The organism is Microbulbifer maximicatervae (SeqCode) (assembly GCF_052467065.1).
This window is the reverse complement of sequence record NZ_CP174299.1, coordinates 858778-876706: the sequence shown is the minus strand read 5'-3', so window position 1 is coordinate 876706 and position 17929 is coordinate 858778. Positions and strand designations below refer to the sequence as shown.

The 17929-nt window shown below is 51.3% G+C and carries 19 protein-coding genes; 5 read left to right on the top strand and 14 right to left on the bottom strand.

Annotated elements, in window-relative coordinates:
* Positions 1-18 precede the first annotated feature (18 nt).
* The 4 genes from ACJJI1_RS03995 to ACJJI1_RS03980 are packed head-to-tail and all read right to left on the bottom strand — an operon-like array spanning position 19 to position 2199.
* The gene (locus ACJJI1_RS03995; protein WP_413663259.1) at positions 19-891 is read right to left on the bottom strand and encodes a CsgG/HfaB family protein; all 873 of its coding nucleotides are present in this window, start codon (positions 889-891) and stop codon (positions 19-21) included.
* A 32-nt stretch (positions 892-923) separates the two neighbouring features.
* Complete coding sequence (locus tag ACJJI1_RS03990) at positions 924-1343, bottom strand: curli assembly protein CsgF (RefSeq protein WP_413663258.1); 420 nt, start codon at positions 1341-1343, stop codon at positions 924-926.
* A complete protein-coding gene (locus ACJJI1_RS03985; RefSeq protein WP_413663257.1) occupies positions 1343-1771 on the bottom strand; it encodes a CsgE family curli-type amyloid fiber assembly protein in 429 nt (142 codons plus the stop codon). Before ACJJI1_RS03985 ends, ACJJI1_RS03990 begins: the two co-directional genes overlap by 1 nt.
* On the bottom strand, positions 1768-2199 hold the full coding sequence (locus ACJJI1_RS03980; protein ID WP_282931332.1) for a response regulator transcription factor: 432 nt from the start codon (positions 2197-2199) through the stop codon (positions 1768-1770). The genes ACJJI1_RS03985 and ACJJI1_RS03980 overlap by 4 nt, the downstream gene beginning before the upstream one ends.
* 868 nt (positions 2200-3067) lie before the next feature.
* Here ACJJI1_RS03980 and ACJJI1_RS03975 point away from each other — a divergent pair.
* The 3 genes from ACJJI1_RS03975 (at position 3068) to ACJJI1_RS03965 (ending at position 6419) form a co-directional block, all read left to right on the top strand.
* Positions 3068-4504, top strand: a complete 1437-nt coding sequence (locus ACJJI1_RS03975) for a hypothetical protein (protein WP_444958606.1) — start codon at positions 3068-3070, stop codon at positions 4502-4504.
* A gap of 163 nt (positions 4505-4667) precedes the next feature.
* A complete protein-coding gene (locus ACJJI1_RS03970; protein ID WP_444918142.1) occupies positions 4668-5459 on the top strand; it encodes a glycerophosphodiester phosphodiesterase family protein in 792 nt (263 codons plus the stop codon).
* 57 nt (positions 5460-5516) lie between these two features.
* Positions 5517-6419 carry an MBL fold metallo-hydrolase gene (locus ACJJI1_RS03965; protein ID WP_444918141.1) on the top strand — a complete coding sequence of 301 codons (903 nt, stop codon included), beginning with the start codon at positions 5517-5519 and terminating at the stop codon, positions 6417-6419.
* Between the two features lie 64 nt (positions 6420-6483).
* Here the strand turns inward: ACJJI1_RS03965 and ACJJI1_RS03960 are convergent, their stop codons facing one another.
* Entirely contained in the window at positions 6484-9603 is a 3120-nt protein-coding gene (locus ACJJI1_RS03960; RefSeq protein ID WP_444958605.1) for an efflux RND transporter permease subunit, read from the bottom strand.
* Between the two features lie 119 nt (positions 9604-9722).
* Positions 9723-10841 carry an efflux RND transporter periplasmic adaptor subunit gene (locus ACJJI1_RS03955; protein WP_444958604.1) on the bottom strand — a complete coding sequence of 373 codons (1119 nt, stop codon included), beginning with the start codon at positions 10839-10841 and terminating at the stop codon, positions 9723-9725.
* 134 nt (positions 10842-10975) lie between these two features.
* On the opposite strand from ACJJI1_RS03955, the gene ACJJI1_RS03950 reads away from it, so the two are divergent.
* Positions 10976-11608: a TetR/AcrR family transcriptional regulator gene (locus tag ACJJI1_RS03950; protein WP_444958603.1), complete on the top strand. Its 633-nt coding sequence runs from the start codon at positions 10976-10978 to the stop codon at positions 11606-11608.
* Here the strand turns inward: ACJJI1_RS03950 and ACJJI1_RS03945 are convergent.
* The 5 genes from ACJJI1_RS03945 to ACJJI1_RS03925 form a co-directional block, all read right to left on the bottom strand.
* Entirely contained in the window at positions 11589-12053 is a 465-nt protein-coding gene (locus ACJJI1_RS03945; protein ID WP_444958602.1) for a GFA family protein, read from the bottom strand. The two genes, ACJJI1_RS03950 and ACJJI1_RS03945, sit on opposite strands and share 20 nt — an antisense overlap.
* A gap of 58 nt (positions 12054-12111) precedes the next feature.
* Entirely contained in the window at positions 12112-12873 is a 762-nt protein-coding gene (locus tag ACJJI1_RS03940; protein ID WP_413663248.1) for an ABC transporter permease, read from the bottom strand.
* Positions 12870-13835 (bottom strand): ABC transporter ATP-binding protein, encoded by a 966-nt coding sequence (locus ACJJI1_RS03935; protein ID WP_444958601.1) that lies wholly within the window; start codon positions 13833-13835, stop codon positions 12870-12872. Before ACJJI1_RS03935 ends, ACJJI1_RS03940 begins: the two co-directional genes overlap by 4 nt.
* Before the next feature lie 92 nt (positions 13836-13927).
* Positions 13928-15151, bottom strand: coding sequence for an MFS transporter (locus tag ACJJI1_RS03930; RefSeq protein WP_444958600.1), 1224 nt, complete (start codon positions 15149-15151; stop codon positions 13928-13930).
* An 18-nt stretch (positions 15152-15169) separates the two neighbouring features.
* A complete protein-coding gene (locus ACJJI1_RS03925; RefSeq protein ID WP_282931343.1) occupies positions 15170-15325 on the bottom strand; it encodes a hypothetical protein in 156 nt (51 codons plus the stop codon).
* Positions 15326-15409: 84 nt separating this feature from the next.
* Between ACJJI1_RS03925 and soxR the strand changes: the two genes are divergently transcribed.
* Positions 15410-15898 carry a redox-sensitive transcriptional activator SoxR gene (gene soxR, locus ACJJI1_RS03920; protein ID WP_282931344.1) on the top strand — a complete coding sequence of 163 codons (489 nt, stop codon included), beginning with the start codon at positions 15410-15412 and terminating at the stop codon, positions 15896-15898.
* Positions 15899-15990: 92 nt separating this feature from the next.
* Here the strand turns inward: soxR and ACJJI1_RS03915 are convergent, their stop codons facing one another.
* The 3 genes from ACJJI1_RS03915 to ACJJI1_RS03905 form a co-directional block, all read right to left on the bottom strand.
* Complete coding sequence (locus ACJJI1_RS03915) at positions 15991-16716, bottom strand: dienelactone hydrolase family protein (RefSeq protein ID WP_444915587.1); 726 nt, start codon at positions 16714-16716, stop codon at positions 15991-15993.
* Between the two features lie 80 nt (positions 16717-16796).
* Entirely contained in the window at positions 16797-17210 is a 414-nt protein-coding gene (locus ACJJI1_RS03910; protein ID WP_282931346.1) for a VOC family protein, read from the bottom strand.
* 82 nt (positions 17211-17292) lie between these two features.
* Complete coding sequence (locus tag ACJJI1_RS03905; protein ID WP_444958599.1) at positions 17293-17895, bottom strand: LysE family translocator; 603 nt, start codon at positions 17893-17895, stop codon at positions 17293-17295.
* Positions 17896-17929 lie beyond the last annotated feature (34 nt).

The following is a 17929-nucleotide window of genomic DNA, read 5'->3' as shown; positions in this document are numbered from 1 at the left end:
ATTTGTCAGTCATTGATTCTACATAATGACAGTGCTGTCATTGAGGTAGTACTGCAATATCGGATTTTCGATTTCATCCGGATTGGCAAGTGCCCAGGAATTGTGCACTATGCCTTCACTGATCAAGTGAATCACAGCGGATTCCATCGCTGAAAGCATAGCAAGCTGTGCAGGTTCGTTATAAGTAGTACCAGCTTCCAATTCCAACAGGCGCCGATATTTTACGTAGCGAAAGACATCGGCACTGATTGCCTTGGAGTAGACGGTTTTAGATGTCAATACGGAGTGGAGTACCCGCCCGGAACGAATATCTATGGCCCGCAAGTTCACAGTTACCTGATCCACGCGATACTGCTCGTCTGCGCCAATACCAAAATAGCGAGCACCTGCGCCACCGGTCTGAATGTTTTGGTCGTAGGCAACAATGCCGCCTTCCAATAGGACATTCGCAGCTACGAGTGTGGGAAGTGGCACGCTGTTATTGACGGGAATATCCGGCTTGGTTAATCCTGCACGGATAATCTTCCGCTCCGTCAGCAGATTTTGCAGCCCTTCACGTTCCAACGGGATAAACCAGCCGGACTCATTGAGAACATCCATGAGCATGGCCGCGCCACCTTGGGTGACTGCGGTAGAGAAACTGCTGTTTGGTGCGGGCTTATACTGGCCGGTCTGATCGCGGAAACCGTATACCGCCACCAATATTTTACCCTTCGGTTGCGGAAGGTTGATCAGGTCCCGATAGGTGTTTTTCCTCGGGGTGAGCATTGCATCTGTGATGCCCGGACCAAAAAGTGCATCGCCCACATCTTTGACCGCGGAACAACTACTTAGCGTCATTAATGTCGCTACGATGGGCAAAGCTATCACTTTTTTTATTGCATTACGCATTGCCAAAGAATCCTTTGAAATTTAAACGTTCGTTAGTTTGTCGGGTTTAGCCCGCTTACAACGATTTCGCTTTTATCTCCGGTACTGCGGTCGGTGATAAGTACTGTCAGGACACCATCGTTATCAACGATTTGTACGATAAAGTCGTCTGTAATCAGTTCTCCACTATTACCATCACCAACATCGGTTAGAAGTTGGTTTAGCAGGCGGGTTTCCAGCGAGTCGCTGAACCTATCCAGAGCACTGGGTTGTTCATAGAGGCTGTCTGGTTTATCCGGATCTTCGTGAGTATCTTGTGACTGCGCATTTTGCAGAAGGTAAGTACCATTGAGTGGGTTGCCACCAAAATTGGGGTTTACCGGTTCATAGATTAATTCGGTGGCCGAGACGTGATGATATGAAAACGCCGCCAGAGAAAAAAAAGCGGTACCCAGTAATGATTTGATCTTCATTAGAATTCATCCTTACCCAAATCAAAGGTGTCTGTGAGTGAGCTGCGAACACGCGCTTGCAGTACTTCCTGGTGAATATATTGCGCGGCCTCATCGGCCAAGCGATGAATATTATTGGTGCTTGGACTGATAAAACGCCTGAAAACAATTTTGTCGTTATAGGTAACCCAGATGAGATTTCCCCAACGTGCTGAGGGTCTTTCGTAAATAGTTAAGTTGTAAGTGGCATCTGGATAATTAAGGTTTCTGTATTCGCTCATGTAGCGGGCAAAATCGTGCCCGGTACGGGTTATTGTTCGATCAATATTGAATCCACTGATTTCGTCTTCGAGTTTTCCAGAATCGGTATCTGCTGGAGGGACCTCTGTGTCATCCTGGCCAAAGGCCAGGGATGCACACAGTGTCAACATCAACAGGGTTAGTCTCATATCCTCTCTTCCTGGAGATTGAGCTTGGCCCAATTACTGGCCTGCAGCCGGTTTTTAACTCCAATTTTTCGGAAAATGTTATACATGTGATTTTTCACAGTGTGTTCGCTAAGGTGCAATTTTGTTGCGATCACACTGTTGGGTTCACCGGTAGTGAGTTGTCCGAGTATTTCCTGCTCCCTGCGGGTAAGAGGGAGGGAGTTTTGTGGGCTGATATGTTGTCGCCCCTCGGCACTGTGAATCGCGGTATCCAATTTGTGAATAAGGTTTTCCTGACTGGTATTGCTGTCACAAAGTAGGTGAAAACCTTTCTGGCGTAACTTTTCCGATATATGAATGGGTAGGTTGGCTGGGAGATTAATCAGTAAAGCTTTTGCATGACTAATCTTCTTTAGATCTGAAAGAAACTGCTTTGAGTCAGAGCTCACACCAATTTGCCAGCAATCTATCACGATAGCCTGATAATGCTGCAGGCAGTTTTTTTGTTTTCCAATGCTAGATTTTTCCCAGGGTATGGGAATAGCTTGTGAAAACAGTGAAAATAATAGATCGCCTTGAAGGCCGGAGTTGCTAAAAAAAAGAACCGGCATATACCTCGTACCTCTCCTTGATACAGATAGATCTCTCTTAAAATAAGAGTTTGACCTTCCATCGACTCCTGTCGTTTAGGTTCCCAAAATTACCCCACGTTATCTGCCATGACGACGTGGGAGTCAGCGTAAAATTGTTTCTGCCGTGTTAGGGAAAAACACTCACTCAATGAGAATTTAGTTTGGAGTGTAGACGTAGGAGGGGTAAGGCTTAGGAAAAAATGTGCCTTATTTATGGGGTTTGAATATTTTTGGTTTGGTTTGGCTGTGGTTTTTAAGTTTGGAAATGTATTGTTTTTCTCGGTCAAAGTTTTGAAAGGTATGCGTGCAATTTATTTTTTTGGCATTTTGTGTCTCGTATATGGTGCTGTTTTTTTCTTTGGCAACTATTGTGCTTTATTGTTGATTTTCTCTACTCGATGCAGACGTTTATTTTTTTAATTTCTAACGGGATAAACTTAAATTGATGTAAAAGAACAACTGTTTTCAGGTTACTTAATGATGTCACCTGTATGGTTCCGTATTGTAGGGTTGTTTTAACGGCCCTGCGTCTATATCAACTTTCCCTGTGTTTCCAATATTAGGGCCTGATCCCAATGGCAAAGCTGTCGTTATACTCCTGTACAAATTGTGAACTTTTGGGCGAATGTGCTGTCCGCAGCTGTTAGGATAGAGGCCAATTGGGCTGATAATGAAGGGGGGAGAGATGAGTCAACTAATGCAAAGTTTACCACTTTGGCTTTGGGGTATCCTGGGATTGATTGTTTTGTTCCTGGCCCGTGAGCCTGTGCATCGCGCCGTATATGCTATAGCGCGTCTGGGCCATCGGGCGTTGCGCTTTGTGGCGAGTAATATTGATTCCGCAGAACAAAGACTGGTAGAGCGCAATCGAGAAGTACTTTTTGCCGAAGGCAGGGACACGGCAGAGCGCCAGATTGAAAGAGAGTTTGAACGTATTGAGCAAACCGTACAGCGGGATTTGGCACTGTATCCAACCTTACATAGAAAGCTCTGTGAACAACTCAGCAGCTTGGATGAAGACTATGTACGCAGTGCTGAAATAGCACCGGAACCGTCAAACTGGGCCAGGGCTATTCGAGCTGTTTCGGAAATTCCTGGCAAAGAGGACCCTGTGGTAGCAGATGTTCTCGATACTATTAATCAGTCTATGCGCAAGGCCGAGTCCAAAGCTCTGGAGTCCTATCGTGAGTCCACCCGGGAGAGGCATCAATTACTAAAACGTATGCTGCCCAGTTGGCGTGCAATGCTTTTGACATTGGGACGTATTAACAAAAATGTAGAATCGGTTATTCGGCGGGCCAAAGCGCTGGATGGCCATATGGAGCGCTACGAAGAGATTTTGCAGGAAACGGATAAAAGCCTTCACTTGCTGTCTTCATCCTCTTTCAGCCGCTTTCTGACAGCTTCTCTGGTATTAGTGGTTGCTTTAGCTGGCGCTATGGTGAATTTCCAGTTACTGGCACAGCCTATGGCGGCATTACTGGGCGCTGAAGCTTCACTTGGCAGTTATAGTCTCGCCAGTATTTCAGCCGCAGTGGTTATCTTTTTGCAGATCACTGTCGGATTGTTAATTATGGAATGCTTGCAGGTTACTCGAATGTTTCCTGCGGTAGGTTCCCTCGGTGAGAGTACGCGCAGGTTATTGCTGGGAGTGGCTTTGGCACTCTTATTGGTTTTGGCTGTAGTCGGTGGAAACCTGGCTTTCTCCCGTGAGTTGATTCTGCAACAGCAGTTATTAGGTTCTGAGCAGCTTTGGCCAATTCCTCTGGCACAGATGGGACTTGGGTTTGTGCTTCCCTTGATTCTGGCTTTTCTGGCAATTCCTTTGGAGCAGTTTATCCGTTCAGCGCGAACAGTGATTGGTATTGGGGTGGGCTTATCCCTGCGGGGAATGACCTTAATACTGCGATTTTTGGCGATGGCTTCACTGCACTTAGGTGTTTTGGTTAATCGTTTTTACGACATCGTTATTTTTGCTCCCCTCTGGTTACAGGCTTTATATGTGCGTCAGAAACAGGGAACTGGAAGTGAGGCTAAAGAACCGGCGGGGAAAGAAGAGCCCAAAAAGAATACCGTGCTTGCTGACACTGATTCTGTTGCCAAATTAGCGGAAGAGGCGTGATCGAAGCTAACACTATCCAGCTTGAAAACTGACAAAATAATAAGTGTGGTGAAGCATGTTTTGGTTGTCGTTCTTTTTAATTGCCCTAGTCGTTCTATTTCTTTATGCCCGGTCTGCACCGGGCAAACCTTGCCCCCTGTGGTTTCCTCAGGGGGAGGGGCCGATGGTGATCGCACATGGTAATGACTGCGGCAATGGCCTCTACCCAGGAAACACGGCGATTTACCTTGAAAAAATGGTGCAACTGGGCGTGGATGCTATTGAAGTGGATCTGTGGCTCACTGCCGACGGCCATTTAGTGTTGATTCACGACAGGGAGCTGGAAATGTTCTCTGATGGTGCGGGGTTTATAGAGGATAAAACCTTAGAGCAGCTGCGCCAGTTAAATGTTGCCTATCTCTGGACTCGGGATGGAGAGTATTACCCCTATAGAGAAAAGCCCCTGCGAGTGTTGACTCTGGAAGAGGCGCTGTCAATGGTGGGGGATATGCCAATGATACTGGAGATTAAAAGCCGTCAGTATCGCGCTGCAAAAGTGTTGAAGGATGTGCTGGCAAAGTGTGGAAAAGGCGAGCAGGTCGTCGTTTCCTCATTTCACCAAGGGGTGATTAATGAGTTTCGTCGACTCTGTCCGCAAGTAGCGACGGGCACGCCTACCGTAGAGGCGGTGGTATTTTATATTGCACAGTTACTCCGAGCAGAGAAACTGCTGCGTCCAAGCTATAGCGCGATGCAGCTACCGATGGAGCAAAAAGGTATTCCCGTAGTTACTGAAAGTATGGTGCGCGCCGCTAATAAGAAGAAAGTCCACTTGGCGGTATGGACTGTGAATGGCACGGAAAACTACCGGCGCTATATTGAACTGGGCGTACACGGCATTGTGACTGACCGACCGGATCTGCTGTTGGAAATGTTGGCGCAGCAGCGAGAAACTTTATTGAAGCAGGCAGCCTGAGCTAAATAATCAGTTGCCGATGATATTGGAAAGAAATAATAACAACTGGGAGTTTTTATGAAGAACGTAGTAGGTTCCGTCGCCCTGGCGGTTTCTGTATTGGCTGCATCTTTTACCTCTGCGCAGGATCGGTTTGCCAATGTGGAAATTAGTAGTGAATCCGTGTCTGGCAATGTTTATATGCTCAAAGGGGCTGGGGGCAATATTGCGGTACTGGTGGGGGAGGACGGCACCTTTATGGTGGATGACCAATACGCGCCTTTGACCGCAAAAATTCAACAGGCAGTAGCTGAATTAGCCAAGCAACCTTTGCGCTTCGTCATTAATACCCACTGGCATGGAGATCATACCGGCGGTAATGAAAACCTGGGTAAAAGCGGCGCCCTGATTGTGGCTCACGAGAATGTGCGCAAACGGGTAAGTACCGAGCAGTTTATTGAGGCATTTAAGCGGAAGGTTGAGCCGTCTCCTCCAGAAGCATTACCGGTGATTACCTTTACCGATGCCACTACCTTTTACTGGAATGGCGATAGGGTAAAGGTCCAACATGTGGGGCCGGCGCACACGGATGGTGACTCCATCGTGCATTTTGCCGAAGCCGATGTGATTCATATGGGGGATATTTATTTTAACGGCAACTATCCCTTTATCGATCTCTCTTCCGGCGGCTCGGTGGATGGCATGATCGCAGCTATGGACACCGCTTTGGCGATGGCGGGGGAAGATACCAAAATTATTCCCGGTCACGGTCCTCTCAGTAATCGGGCAGAACTGCAACAGCAGCGCAATATATTGGCAGGGCTTAGGGACAAAGTGAAAGCGATGGTGGATGAGGGTAAAACCCGGCAGGAAGTGATTTCTGCAAAGCCCACAGCGGAATTTGATGCGCAGTATGGCCAGGGTTTTATGACACCGGATATTTGGACCGGGATCGTTTACGACTCCCTGACACAATCTTAGAAAATAAAAAAAGGCGGCGCAGTGAAAACCTGCGCCGCCTTTTTTGTTGGATTACCCAGTGATTTTAATCTGTAGTGGCGTTCGGGGTCATGGGCCCGCCAAATTCAGGACTGTTTTCCACCGCTTCTTCATTGTGTTCTTCCCGCACTCGGAACCAAGCAGCATAGAGTGCTGGCAGGAACAGTAGGGTGAGTCCGGTTGCGACAATCAATCCGCCCATAATGGCGACCGCCATAGGGCCAAAGAAGTCACTGCGGGACAGTGGAATCATCGCCAATACCGCAGTCAGCGCTGTCAAAACAATCGGCCTGAAGCGTCTTACCGTCGACTCGACAATTGCATCCCAGGGGCTGAGGCCCTGGCTGATATCCTGCTGTATCTGGTCCACCAAAATCACCGAGTTACGCATAATCATTCCCGCCAGGGCGATGGTGCCCAGCATGGCGACAAAACCAAAGGGCTTGCCAAACAGCAGCAGGAACAGGGTAACGCCGATCAGGCCCAGGGGAGCCGTGAGGAATACCATGGTGGATAGGGACATACTGCGCAACTGCAGCATCAGCAGGGTAAAGACCACCAACACAAATAGCGGCATACCGGCATTGACCGATTTTTGCCCCCGCGCAGATTCTTCCACGGTACCACCCACTTCCAGCAAGTAGCCCGGCGGTAATTTATCGCGAATGGATTGAAGCTGAGGCCACACGGCATTGACTACGGTCGCCGGTAACTCTTCCCCATAAATATCAGCGCGCACTGTGACGGTGGGTAGGCGATCCCGGTGCCAGATAATACCTTCCTCAAAACCGTACTCCAGGGTGGCAATCTGGTTCAGCGGTACACTGCGGCCGCTGTCGGTTTGTACTGCGAGGTTGCCCAACTGGCGCAGGGCATAGCGATCGTCTTCATTACCGCGCACACGCACGTCGATCAGCTCGTTATCTTCCCGGTATTGGCTCACAGTGATACCGGTCAAGGAACTTTGCAGAGCCTGGGACAAGGTTGCACTGTTGACACCCATGGCGCGAGCGCGGTCCTGGTCGATATTGAGGTTGATGGATTTACTGGGTTCTTCCCAGTCCAAGTGCACGTTGGTCACCTGTGGATTGTCCCGCAGGCGCTCGGCCACTTCCCGGGCCAGCCCGCGCACTTCGCGAATATGTTCGCCGGACAAGCGGAATTGCACCGGGTAGCCCACGGGTGGGCCGTTTTCCAGGCGGGACACACGGCTGCGCAGGGTGGGGAATTCCTCATTCATCGTATTGATCAGCCAGCTGCGCACTTGCTCGCGCTCTTCGACACTGCGGGTCATTACAACAAACTGGGCGAAACTGGCAGCGGGCAGCTGCTGGTCCAAAGGCAGGTAGAAGCGCGGGGAGCCGGTGCCCACATAGGCCACGTAATTTTCTACCTGATCGTTTTGCGCCAGCAGGGTTTCCAACCTTTTGGCCTGGTGCTCGGTGGATTTCAGCGAGGCACCTTCGGCCAGCTTCAGGTCCACCATCAATTCGAGGCGTCCGGAAGAGGGGAAGAACTGTTGCGGAACCAGTTTGAACAGAGCGAGCGAGCCGACAAAAATTGCCAGGGTGGCCGCGATCACTGTTTTGCGATTGCGCAGGCACCAGGTAATAAAGCGGCGGAAGCGCTGGTAAAAGGGTTTCTGGTAGGGGTCTTTGACTTCACCGCCGTGGCCGTGTCGCGCCAGGTTTGGCAGCAGGTAGTGGCCCAGATAGGGTACAAAGACCACGGCGGCAATCCAGGAAACGATTAGCGACAGGGTGACCACCTGGAAAATAGATCGGGTGTATTCACCGGTACCGGACTGGGCGGTGGCAATCGGTAAAAAACCGGCGGCGGTAATCAATGTACCGGTGAGCATGGGAAAGGCGGTGCTGGTCCAGGCGAAGCCGGCGGCTTTTAGCCGGCTGAGCCCCTGCTCCATTTTTATCGCCATCATCTCCACCGCGATAATGGCGTCGTCCACCATCAAGCCCAGGGCGAGTACCAGTGCCCCCAGCGAGATTTTGTGCAGGCCGATATTGAAGTAGTGCATCAGCGCGAAGGTCATCGCCAATACCAATGGGATCGACAGCGCCACAATTAATCCCGGGCGGCTGCCGAGGGAGAAAAAACTCACCAGCAGTACGATACCCAGAGCTTCAGCCAGCACTTGCAGGAATTCGCCAACGCCGCGTTTTACTGCTGCCGGTTGGTCGGAGACCTTGCGCAGTTCCATACCTATGGGCAGATCTTCCTGTAGTCGGGCAAAGGTTTCGTCGAGGGCTTTACCCAACTTTAAAATATCTCCCCCTTCCTTCATGGACACGGCGAGGCCGATGGCATCCTCTCCCATAAAGCGCATGCGGGGCTGGGCCGGATCGCTAAAGCCGCGGTGGACCTGGGCGATATCTCCCAGGCGCTGGGTGCGGCCATCTGCGGTAATAGGAAACTGGCGTATTTCATTGACGGAGGTGAACTGTCCGCTCACACGAATGCGCACCCGGTCGCTGACGGTATCCACAAAGCCGCCATCGGTGACCTGGTTTTGCGCTTGCAGGGCGTTTTGAACCGCAGACAGTGGAATGCCCATGGAGGCCAATTTGGTGTTGGATATTTCCACCCAAATTTTTTCGTCCTGCAGTCCCAGTAACTCGACCTTGCCGACATCCTTAACTCGCTGAAGGGCCAGTTGCAGCCGCTCAGCGTAGTCCTTCATCAGTGCGTAATCGAAGCCACTGCCGGTGAGGGCATAAATATTGCCGAAGGTGGTGCCAAACTCGTCGTTAAAAAATGGGCCCTGGATATCCGGCGGCAGGGTGTGGCGAATATCCCCCACCTTTTTGCGCACTTCATACCAGAGGTCGGGAATATCACGGGAGTGCATATCGTCCCGGGCAACAAACAATACCTGGGATTGCCCCGGCCTGGAAAAAGAGGAAATACGCTGGTAGTCACCAGTCTCCAGTAATTTCTTTTCTATTCGTTCGGTAATTTGGCGGGACACATCCTCGGCACTGGCGCCGGGCCAGACGGTGTTGATCACCATCACTTTAAAGGTAAAGGGGGGATCTTCACTTTGCCCCAATTGGGTATAGGAGAAGGTTCCCAGCAGTCCCAGGACGATCATTGCGTAAAGCACCAGTGGGCGGTTTTTTAAGGCCCACTCGGAAAGGTTAAAACCCATGGCAGTTTCTCTGTTTCAAGGGCGGCTCTGCTGTTCGCGGCCGCACTTTGGAAATTGTTATCGAGGCTTTATTGGGAATTAATTTGCGCGGGCAGATTTATTGTTTCCGCGCCTTTAATTTATTCCTGATGGGCGAGAGACGGCCCCTGTTCGATGGGGCGGTTCATACGGTCCACAGGGCGCACCACCATACCTTCCTGCAACAAATGGGTACCTGCGGCTACGATCCAATCGTTGCGTTTCAACCCGGAAAATACCGAGACAAACTCCTCACCGTAGGGGCCCAGGCTGACCGGAGTTTTATGCAGTGTTTTTGTCTCTGGATTTAATACCCATACAAATGCGGCGCCATCGTCGGCACTGACTGCTGACATAGGAACTTGCAGTACATCAGTTTTTTCCGCCCTGGGGACAAACGCCCGTGCACTCTGGCCGATTTCTACACCGCTCACTTTATTTTCGAAAGCGACCCTGGCTTCAAAGGTGCGGGATATGGGATCGGCTGCCGGCGATAGTTCGCGGATGCGTGCGGGAAAAGATTGGCCCGGTTGGGACCAGAGTTCGACAGTTAGCGGTTGGCCCACTTTAAAGCGGCTGACGGATTGTTCCGGCAGGTCGATACGCACTTCTCGCTCGCCATCGGCTGCCAGCTCAAAAATGCCTTGTCCTGCGGCAACGACCTGGCCGGCCTCGGCCATGCGGCGGGCGATCACGCCACTTTCCGGCGCCTTGAGTACGGCGTAGGCAGCCTGGTTGCGGGCAACATCCAGCTGTGCCTTGGCCTGCTGTAGCCGCGCTTCGCTGGCTTCGAATTGGGTTTCTACGGTATCGAACTGGGAGAGGCTCACCAGCTGCTTTTCCAATAGCTTGCGGTGGCGCGACAGTTCACTGCTAGCCAGGCGCTGGTCTGCCTCGGCGGAAGTATGGCTGGCGCGGGCTGAATCCAGTTGTAGCAGCAGGTCTTCAGTGTCCAGTTCCGCCAGGGGCTGGTCCTGTTCCACACGGTCGCCGACATTTACCAGGCGCCGCTGGATTTTCCCGCCGATACGGAAGGCCAGTGCCGGCTCGAAGCGGGCTCTTACCTCACCGGGATAGACATCGGTTTGGGCGCTGGCCAGGGTGGGGCGCACCATAACAGCGGGGCGCGGTTTGGTTTCTTGTTCCTGGGATTCAGAGGGGGCACAAGCGCTCAGCAAAAGGCTGAGTGAGAGCGCAGCGAGGATTAGCATTCGGTACATATTGGCTTCCTTCCCCGGCGCTGGCGCGTCGAGGCAGATCCGTGACTGGGTCAAGCATGGCCGGGCGGCCATCAATGTTATACTGGCGAGTATAGTATATTTAATGAACTAACGAGTCTAGTATATGGAGAGCTATGTCTGAGCAGACCCAGACGGCCGCCCAGCGCGGTCGCCCCAAGGATCCGGTGAAACGCCAAGCCATTCTGGATGCCGCCCGGGACCTGTTTTTATCCCACGGTTTTGCCGCTACCAGCGTGGATGCGGTGGCCTCGGCAGCGGGAGTATCCAAACTTACGGTCTATAGCCACTTCTCCGATAAGGGGACGCTCTTTAGCGCCGCTATTGCCTCTCGCTGTGAAATGATGATGCCCCTGCCCATCTTTGCTTTAGAAGAGGGGGAATCGGTAGAGCAGGTCCTGGAGCGTATTGGCGACGCTTTTATGGGGATGGTGGAGAGCGAGGATAGCGTGCGTCTGTTACGCCTTTTGTGTGCCCTGGCATCCCAGGAGTCGGAAATGGCCCAGCTATTTTTTGACGCCGGTCCCCAGCGGATTTTGGGGGAGATAGAGCAGCTATTGCGCAGAGCCAATCAGTTACAGATGTTGAAGGTGGATAATCCCGCCGTAGCGGCGGAAGATTTTATCGGTTTGTTGCTGGGTTGCCACCATATGCAGGTCTTGATCGGCTGCCGACAAATGTCGACACAGGAAGAGCGCCGTGAGCGCGTACAAAAGGCGGTGAGAACCTTTATGTGTGCCCACCACTAGCGCCGGGATTATTGCCTGTATTCTTGGGCTGCTCCGCCATCGCGGGGCACAGGACAATATCACTGGCGACCTGGAGCCACTCCGGTTTGTTGCGGCTGTAAACATAGCGCTCGGGATAAATAAATTCCGGTGCATCAAAGGCGCCGCCACCAAAGCCCCGATATTCGGGTAGGAACTCCAGTGTCCAGGTGAGCGTGCTGCCGCAATCGGGGCAGAACTGGCTCTTTATCCAGCGACCGGCATCGGAGTAAAGAGTGTGGGTTTGCAAATGGCCCTGAAGAAAGGCTATTTGTTTCTTTTTGAAGTAGACCGATAAGCCGATGGGACTACCGCTGCGCTTTCTACACCACTGACAAGAGCACAGGCTGACCCGGCGAGGGGAGCCGAGGGCGCGAAAGCGCAGTTGCCCGCAAACGCAGCCCCCTTCGTGATATTCCTCCACCATGCTAAGTCCACCGCTGTACCGCCTTTACTAAGGTTGGCACAGCGGCGTGGGGGAGGAATCAGGTTTTGATGCGGTATCCGGTGCGGAAAATCCACCAGACGGTGGTGAGACACAGCACCAGAAAGAGCAAAGTCATGCCGATACTCAGCCCCAGGTTAACATCGGCTACGCCGTAAAAAGCCCAGCGGAAGCCGCTGATCAAATAAACTACCGGGTTGAACAAGGTAATTTTTTGCCACATTTCCGGCAGCATACTGATCGAATAAAATGCACCGCCGAGAAAAGTGAGCGGCGTAATAATCATCAGCGGAATAACTTGCAGCTTCTGAAAGTCATCGGCCCAAACTCCGATAATAAATCCGAACAGGCTAAAAGTGACGGCAGTCAGCGCGAGGAATGTCAGCATCCACCAGGGGTGTACAATTTCGTAATCCACAAAAAAGCGAGCGGTCAGCAATATCAACAGCCCCAATAAAATGGACTTTGTCGCTGCGGCACCCACATATCCGGTGACGATTTCGAAGGAGGATATGGGAGCGGACAGTACTTCATAAATGGTGCCGGAAAACTTAGGGAAAAATATTCCGAAAGAGGCGTTGGAAATACTCTCGCTGAGCAGTGCGAGCATTACCAATCCTGGAATAATAAAGGCCCCATAGCTGACCCCGTCGATATCCCCCATACGCGATCCAATCGCCGCACCAAACACAATAAAATAGAGAGATGTGGAGAGCACCGGTGAGGCGATGCTCTGCATTAGGGTGCGCCAGGTGCGGGCCATCTCAAATTTATAGATGGCGCCAATTCCATACCAATTCATGCCTGTGCCTCCTTACTGAGCTGCTCTTCCCGTTCAAGGCGGGCACCGTGAACCAAGTTGACGAAAATTTCCTCCAGGGAGCTTTCCCGGGTGTGTAAATCGCGGAATTCAATATCGGCGGCATTTAAACGGCGCAGAAATTCCGCAAGACCAGTGTCTTCGCTTTTGATATCAAAGCGATAAACCAGCTGGCTGCCATCGCTGCTGAGACTGAGTGGCAGGTCAGCAAGACTCTCTGGAATTTGTTGCAGTGGTGTGGGCAATTGCAGGCTGAGTTCTTTCTCCCCCATTTTCTTCATCAGTGCATTTTTCTCCTCAACCAGAACCAGTTGGCCGTGATTGATAACACCGACACGATCGGCCATTTCCTCGGCCTCTTCGATATAGTGGGTGGTGAGGATAACGGTTACCCCCGACTCTTTCAGTTCGCGCACCATTTGCCACATATCCTGGCGCAGCTCTACGTCGACCCCGGCGGTGGGTTCGTCGAGGAAGAGCACATTGGGCTCGTGGGATAGCGCTTTGGCGATCATCAGGCGGCGTTTCATTCCTCCTGAAAGCGTAATAATTTTGTTATCTTTTTTCTCCCATAGGGAGAGCTGCCGTAGAATTTTCTCCAGATAGGTGGGATTGGGAGCCTTGCCGAATAGACCGCGGCTGAATTTCACTGCCGCCCAAACGGTTTCAAAGGCATCGGTGGATATCTCCTGGGGCACCAGACCAATCTCATTGCGGGCATTGCGATAGTCCCGCTGAATATTGTAACCATTGACAGTGACCTCACCGCAGCTCGGATTTACGATGCCGCAGATAATGCTGATCATGGTTGTCTTGCCCGCGCCATTGGGGCCGAGCAAGGCAAAGAGTTCTCCCCGCTGAATTTCCAGGTCGATATTCTTCAGGGCGGTAAACCCCTCGGCATAGGTTTTTCCCAAGCCTTTTATGGAAATAATCGATTCCACTTTTTCTCCTTGCCAAAATTACCGTACGGCTTTGGCTGTGTGTTGTCAGGTGGATTTATCGGGCAGAAAGGAGGAATACCTTTCCTGTCGGATCAGTTTCCTGATCCCAGCCCGGAAGTATATGCCAATGAGAATTCTTTTTTAATTTTAATGATGTATATCAAAGCCGCGCTGGAGGCGGCGAACACCAAAATTAAAGCCATGTATGAAAATGCACTGGAATATCCCATTTTATCAATCCAGGGCTGGCTGATGAAAGGCGAAATAAATTGCCCAAGAAAAATTCCAGTCGTCAGAAATCCCGCAGTTTTCCCTCTTTTTGACTCCGGAGCAGACTCGAGAGCCGTAGAAAAGATATGTGGTATCAGGGTACCCATTCCAAGTCTGTAGAGGGCAATAAAAGCAACTATTTCCGTCAGGTTTTGAGCACCGGCGAGCAGCCCAAAGCTGGCGGCCATAATAGTAAAGCTTGCGATAAAAACGCCGAGCACTCCCAGTTGATTCCGGGCTCGCCGGTAAATCAGTAATGAGGCGATGGCTCCCATAATATTACTGGAGGCGATAGCCATAGCAATAAGGCTGGGTGAGGAGATTTCTATCTCGCGCAAGTAAAACGGGATCTGAGTTGGAATCAGGGTAAAAGCCAGGCTATTTAAAGTTGCCGCCGCCAGTAGTGCATAAAATGCAAGCGGGTTAGCCTGCTTTTCTTTTTTTGGGTCTCTGTGCTTGAAAGGCCTTATTCGCACGGGCTCCCAAAGGAAAATTTTAACTGCTGGAACTAGTAGTAAGGCCAACAAGTAAATTGCGAAGGGGGCGCGCCAATGTAAGCTGGCCAGTAGTCCGCCCAGGGTTAGAAATACGACCCCACCGATACTGATAAAAGTACTCTGCTGGCTCAAATAAGTTAGGCGTTGCTCCCGGCTGAAATAATCCCCCACCAGGGCTGTTACCGAGGTCATTGTTCCGGCCACGGCAACTCCCAATAGTAGGCGGCTAGTCAGGATACCTGCGAGATTATCCTGAAATAGGGCTAGTAGACCGGATAGTCCATAGAGTACCAGGGCTGCTTTCAATAATTGCAGGCGGCCATGGCGATCAGCTATCCAGCCTGCTAATGGAGCGCAGAGGGCGATGCTCAAAGCGGGTAGGGTCACTACCAGTCGGCTCCACAAATCACTATTGGGTGTCCCTGAGAAATACTGCTGCAGTGCAGGTAGTGACGGGGCTACAGTGGCCCCCGACATGATAGTGAGTGCTGCCAGGCACAGTAATGTGATACGGCTCTGAGACGGTATCCCGCTGGTCGTGTGCTTCATGATTATTAGTCGCTGCTTCTAGGTCCCAGGGTTTCTCTTCGCGGTATCTCCAGACTCGCGTATTTCATTAGCAAATTTGGGGTTCAGGCTTGCAGCTGCCACTAGTAGTAAGAACAGGTTTGGGGTGGCTTGACCGGCTGGTTGCGCAACGCCGTTTGCTTGGTGCTTTTCCATCACTTTTCTCCCTCGCTTGCATTAGGTTGCGCAGCAGTGTAAAACCTCAACTAATGTTTAGGTCAATGGTTGGTGGGCATTTTTATGGCAGCTGAAGAATCGGCCGAAAAAGGAGCGGTAAAGTCAAAACAAATCAAGCGGGAGCTGACTGTTGGCGAGGTGGCCGAGCGCAGCGGCGTGGCAGTCAGCGCCCTCCATTTCTATGAAAGCAAAGGCCTGATTGCCAGTTGGCGGACCTCCGGAAATCAAAGGCGTTACTCACGGGATGTGTTGCGACGAGTGGCCATTATCAAGGTGGCCCAGAGTACCGGGATTCCATTGTCGGAAATACGCGAGGCCTTCGGGGAGCTTCCCAATAAGCGCACGCCCAATGCGGGGGATTGGTCATCACTCTCTTCTCACTGGCGTGAAGAGTTGGATCAGCGTATCCAGCAGTTAACCAAGTTGCGCGATGACCTTGAGGGATGTATTGGCTGCGGTTGTTTGTCTATGCAGAAATGCCCTTTACGGAATCCCGGGGATGAAGCTGCGGAGCAGGGAGGGGGAGCTCGATATTTGGATTTGACCGAGTAGGAAAGTGGTAGCAATACACGAGTACTGCTACCAACTCCCAAGGCGTACTTTTATCGCGCTAAAAGGCTGATAGCGGTTTTCCGGCGCTCACTTCAGGAGAAAATCTTCTCGTAAAACGCCAGTGTTCCCCGCCAGGCGTCTTCAGCGGCTTCACGGTTATAGGCCAGCGGCAGGCCGAACTTTTCTCCCCGGTCTGTTGCACAGGGGTTGGTGAATCCATGTAGGACCCCCGGGTAACTGACCAGAGTTAATTTGGCTTCGGATTCCTGCATTTCAGTAACAAACTGGCCGACCTGGTCCGGTGGAACCATCACATCGGCGCCGCCGGTGTAGACCTGTATTTCAGCATTAATAGGTTTGTTTTGTGCGGGCGTACTTCTTGCCAGTGCCCCGTGGTAACTGACTACGCCGCGCAAGTCCACGCCGACTCGAGCCATAGCGAGTACGACTCCGCCGCCAAAACAATAGCCCTGTGCTGCGACCTGATCCGGGTCTGCTTGGGGCCGCTGCTGGAGCAGTGATAATGCTGTGCGGAAGCGCGCTTCAAGGGCGACCGGGTCCTTCAGGGCTTCATCCCTGAACTGCTGTGCCTCTTGTGGATCATCGGTCTGTTTGCCTGCGCCAAACATATCCACTGCAAAAGCGAGGTAGCCGCAGTTGGCCAGCTTCTCCGCCTGCTCGCGAACAAAGGCATTGTGCCCCCACCATTCGTGTACCAGTAAAACCCCCGGCCGTTTGTCACTGATATTTTCATCCCATGCGAGATATCCGCAAAAAGTATCCCCGTTTACGGTGTAGTCAATTACTTCCGCTTCCATAGTGAGTCGCCTGGCTGATCGAGAAAGAGTCGTTGGGAAACCGGTAAGGGCCCGGCTACTCCGCAAGCGTGGCACAAACTTCAGTTGTTGCCAGTGGGTGGCCCTTTCAGCTCAATCACATTGTCCTCGGGATCTGAGATGTAAATTGACAGGCCAATTCCATCGGCGCCAAAGCGCTCTTCTGCTGGCGAAAACTTTACCTGTTCCTGCGCTAAAAAGGCCTGGATACTCTCTGGATTAAAGGGTTCAACCCGGAAGCAAAAATGATCCAGGTTCCGTCCTTCCTTTCCCGGTGCTGCTCCCCCTCTCTGGCCGATAGGTTTATCAACTGGCACTAAATCTATCATGCAAGTGCCTGCGCGGAGTTGGTAGAGGCCAATATCGTCCCGTTGGCGCACAATGCTGCATCCAAGAATATTTTGGTAAAAGTCGAGCATGGGTTTTAGGGATTGGACACGCAATACAATATGGTCAATATGGTGGAGCTTAATCATAGGCGGCCCAAGCTTAGTTTTTACTAAGACTAGGTGGACCCTAAGGTAGTTGTCGAGTGAATTAAATGTTAGAAATTTTAAGTTAATCTGTAAAAGCCTGGCTATAGAGAAGGTAGGTAGCGCAAATAATCAGAAGGCTCCCCATGGATCTGTTAAATACTTTGCGCCGGTATTGACTCCCTAATAGTAAGCTAGCTCGATCCCCGGCAATAGCCCAAATACTTAATGAGATGTAGCAAACCAGAAAGTAAATCAGGGTGAATGAGAGTAAATTGCTGTGGTTATCGCTGCTGGAGAAAATAGCCACTCCAGAAAGGCTGGCGATCCAGGCCTTCGGATTGAGCCATTGCAATAAAAACCCCTGGTAAAAGCGTGGTTTCTGTAACTGCTCAATATCCGCATGATTAGTAGGTGCAGCCGCTGTTTGGTAGCCGATATAGGCCACATAAATTGATCCTGGTATCGCAACATATCGTAGTAACTGGGGATAAATTTCTATTGCCTGATAGAGCCCAAGGCCTATAGCTGCAAGTAACAGTGTAAAGCCTATTGTGGCTCCTGATACAAAGGGCAAGGTGCGGATAAATCCATAATTCACCCCAGAGGAAATGATAACCATATTCACCGGCCCCGGTGTAATGGACATAGCCAGGGAAAACCCAAACATAGCAAGAAGTAGTGACATTCGCTGCTCCTAGCAGTTATCAATTGTTTGGAGA

Coding starts and splice junctions, on each gene's coding strand:
- ACJJI1_RS03995 (WP_413663259.1), bottom strand. CDS start 891: ATGCGTAATGCAATAAAAAAAGTGATAGCTTTGCCCATCGTAGCGACA.
- ACJJI1_RS03990 (WP_413663258.1), bottom strand. CDS start 1,343: ATGAAGATCAAATCATTACTGGGTACCGCTTTTTTTTCTCTGGCGGCG.
- ACJJI1_RS03985 (WP_413663257.1), bottom strand. CDS start 1,771: ATGAGACTAACCCTGTTGATGTTGACACTGTGTGCATCCCTGGCCTTT.
- ACJJI1_RS03975 (WP_444958606.1), top strand. CDS start 3,068: ATGAGTCAACTAATGCAAAGTTTACCACTTTGGCTTTGGGGTATCCTG.
- ACJJI1_RS03970 (WP_444918142.1), top strand. CDS start 4,668: ATGGTGATCGCACATGGTAATGACTGCGGCAATGGCCTCTACCCAGGA.
- ACJJI1_RS03965 (WP_444918141.1), top strand. CDS start 5,517: ATGAAGAACGTAGTAGGTTCCGTCGCCCTGGCGGTTTCTGTATTGGCT.
- ACJJI1_RS03960 (WP_444958605.1), bottom strand. CDS start 9,603: ATGGGTTTTAACCTTTCCGAGTGGGCCTTAAAAAACCGCCCACTGGTG.
- ACJJI1_RS03955 (WP_444958604.1), bottom strand. CDS start 10,841: ATGTACCGAATGCTAATCCTCGCTGCGCTCTCACTCAGCCTTTTGCTG.
- ACJJI1_RS03950 (WP_444958603.1), top strand. CDS start 10,976: ATGTCTGAGCAGACCCAGACGGCCGCCCAGCGCGGTCGCCCCAAGGAT.
- ACJJI1_RS03945 (WP_444958602.1), bottom strand. CDS start 12,053: ATGGTGGAGGAATATCACGAAGGGGGCTGCGTTTGCGGGCAACTGCGC.
- ACJJI1_RS03940 (WP_413663248.1), bottom strand. CDS start 12,873: ATGAATTGGTATGGAATTGGCGCCATCTATAAATTTGAGATGGCCCGC.
- ACJJI1_RS03930 (WP_444958600.1), bottom strand. CDS start 15,151: ATGAAGCACACGACCAGCGGGATACCGTCTCAGAGCCGTATCACATTA.
- ACJJI1_RS03925 (WP_282931343.1), bottom strand. CDS start 15,325: ATGGAAAAGCACCAAGCAAACGGCGTTGCGCAACCAGCCGGTCAAGCC.
- soxR (WP_282931344.1), top strand. CDS start 15,410: ATGGCAGCTGAAGAATCGGCCGAAAAAGGAGCGGTAAAGTCAAAACAA.
- ACJJI1_RS03915 (WP_444915587.1), bottom strand. CDS start 16,716: ATGGAAGCGGAAGTAATTGACTACACCGTAAACGGGGATACTTTTTGC.
- ACJJI1_RS03910 (WP_282931346.1), bottom strand. CDS start 17,210: ATGATTAAGCTCCACCATATTGACCATATTGTATTGCGTGTCCAATCC.
- ACJJI1_RS03905 (WP_444958599.1), bottom strand. CDS start 17,895: ATGTCACTACTTCTTGCTATGTTTGGGTTTTCCCTGGCTATGTCCATT.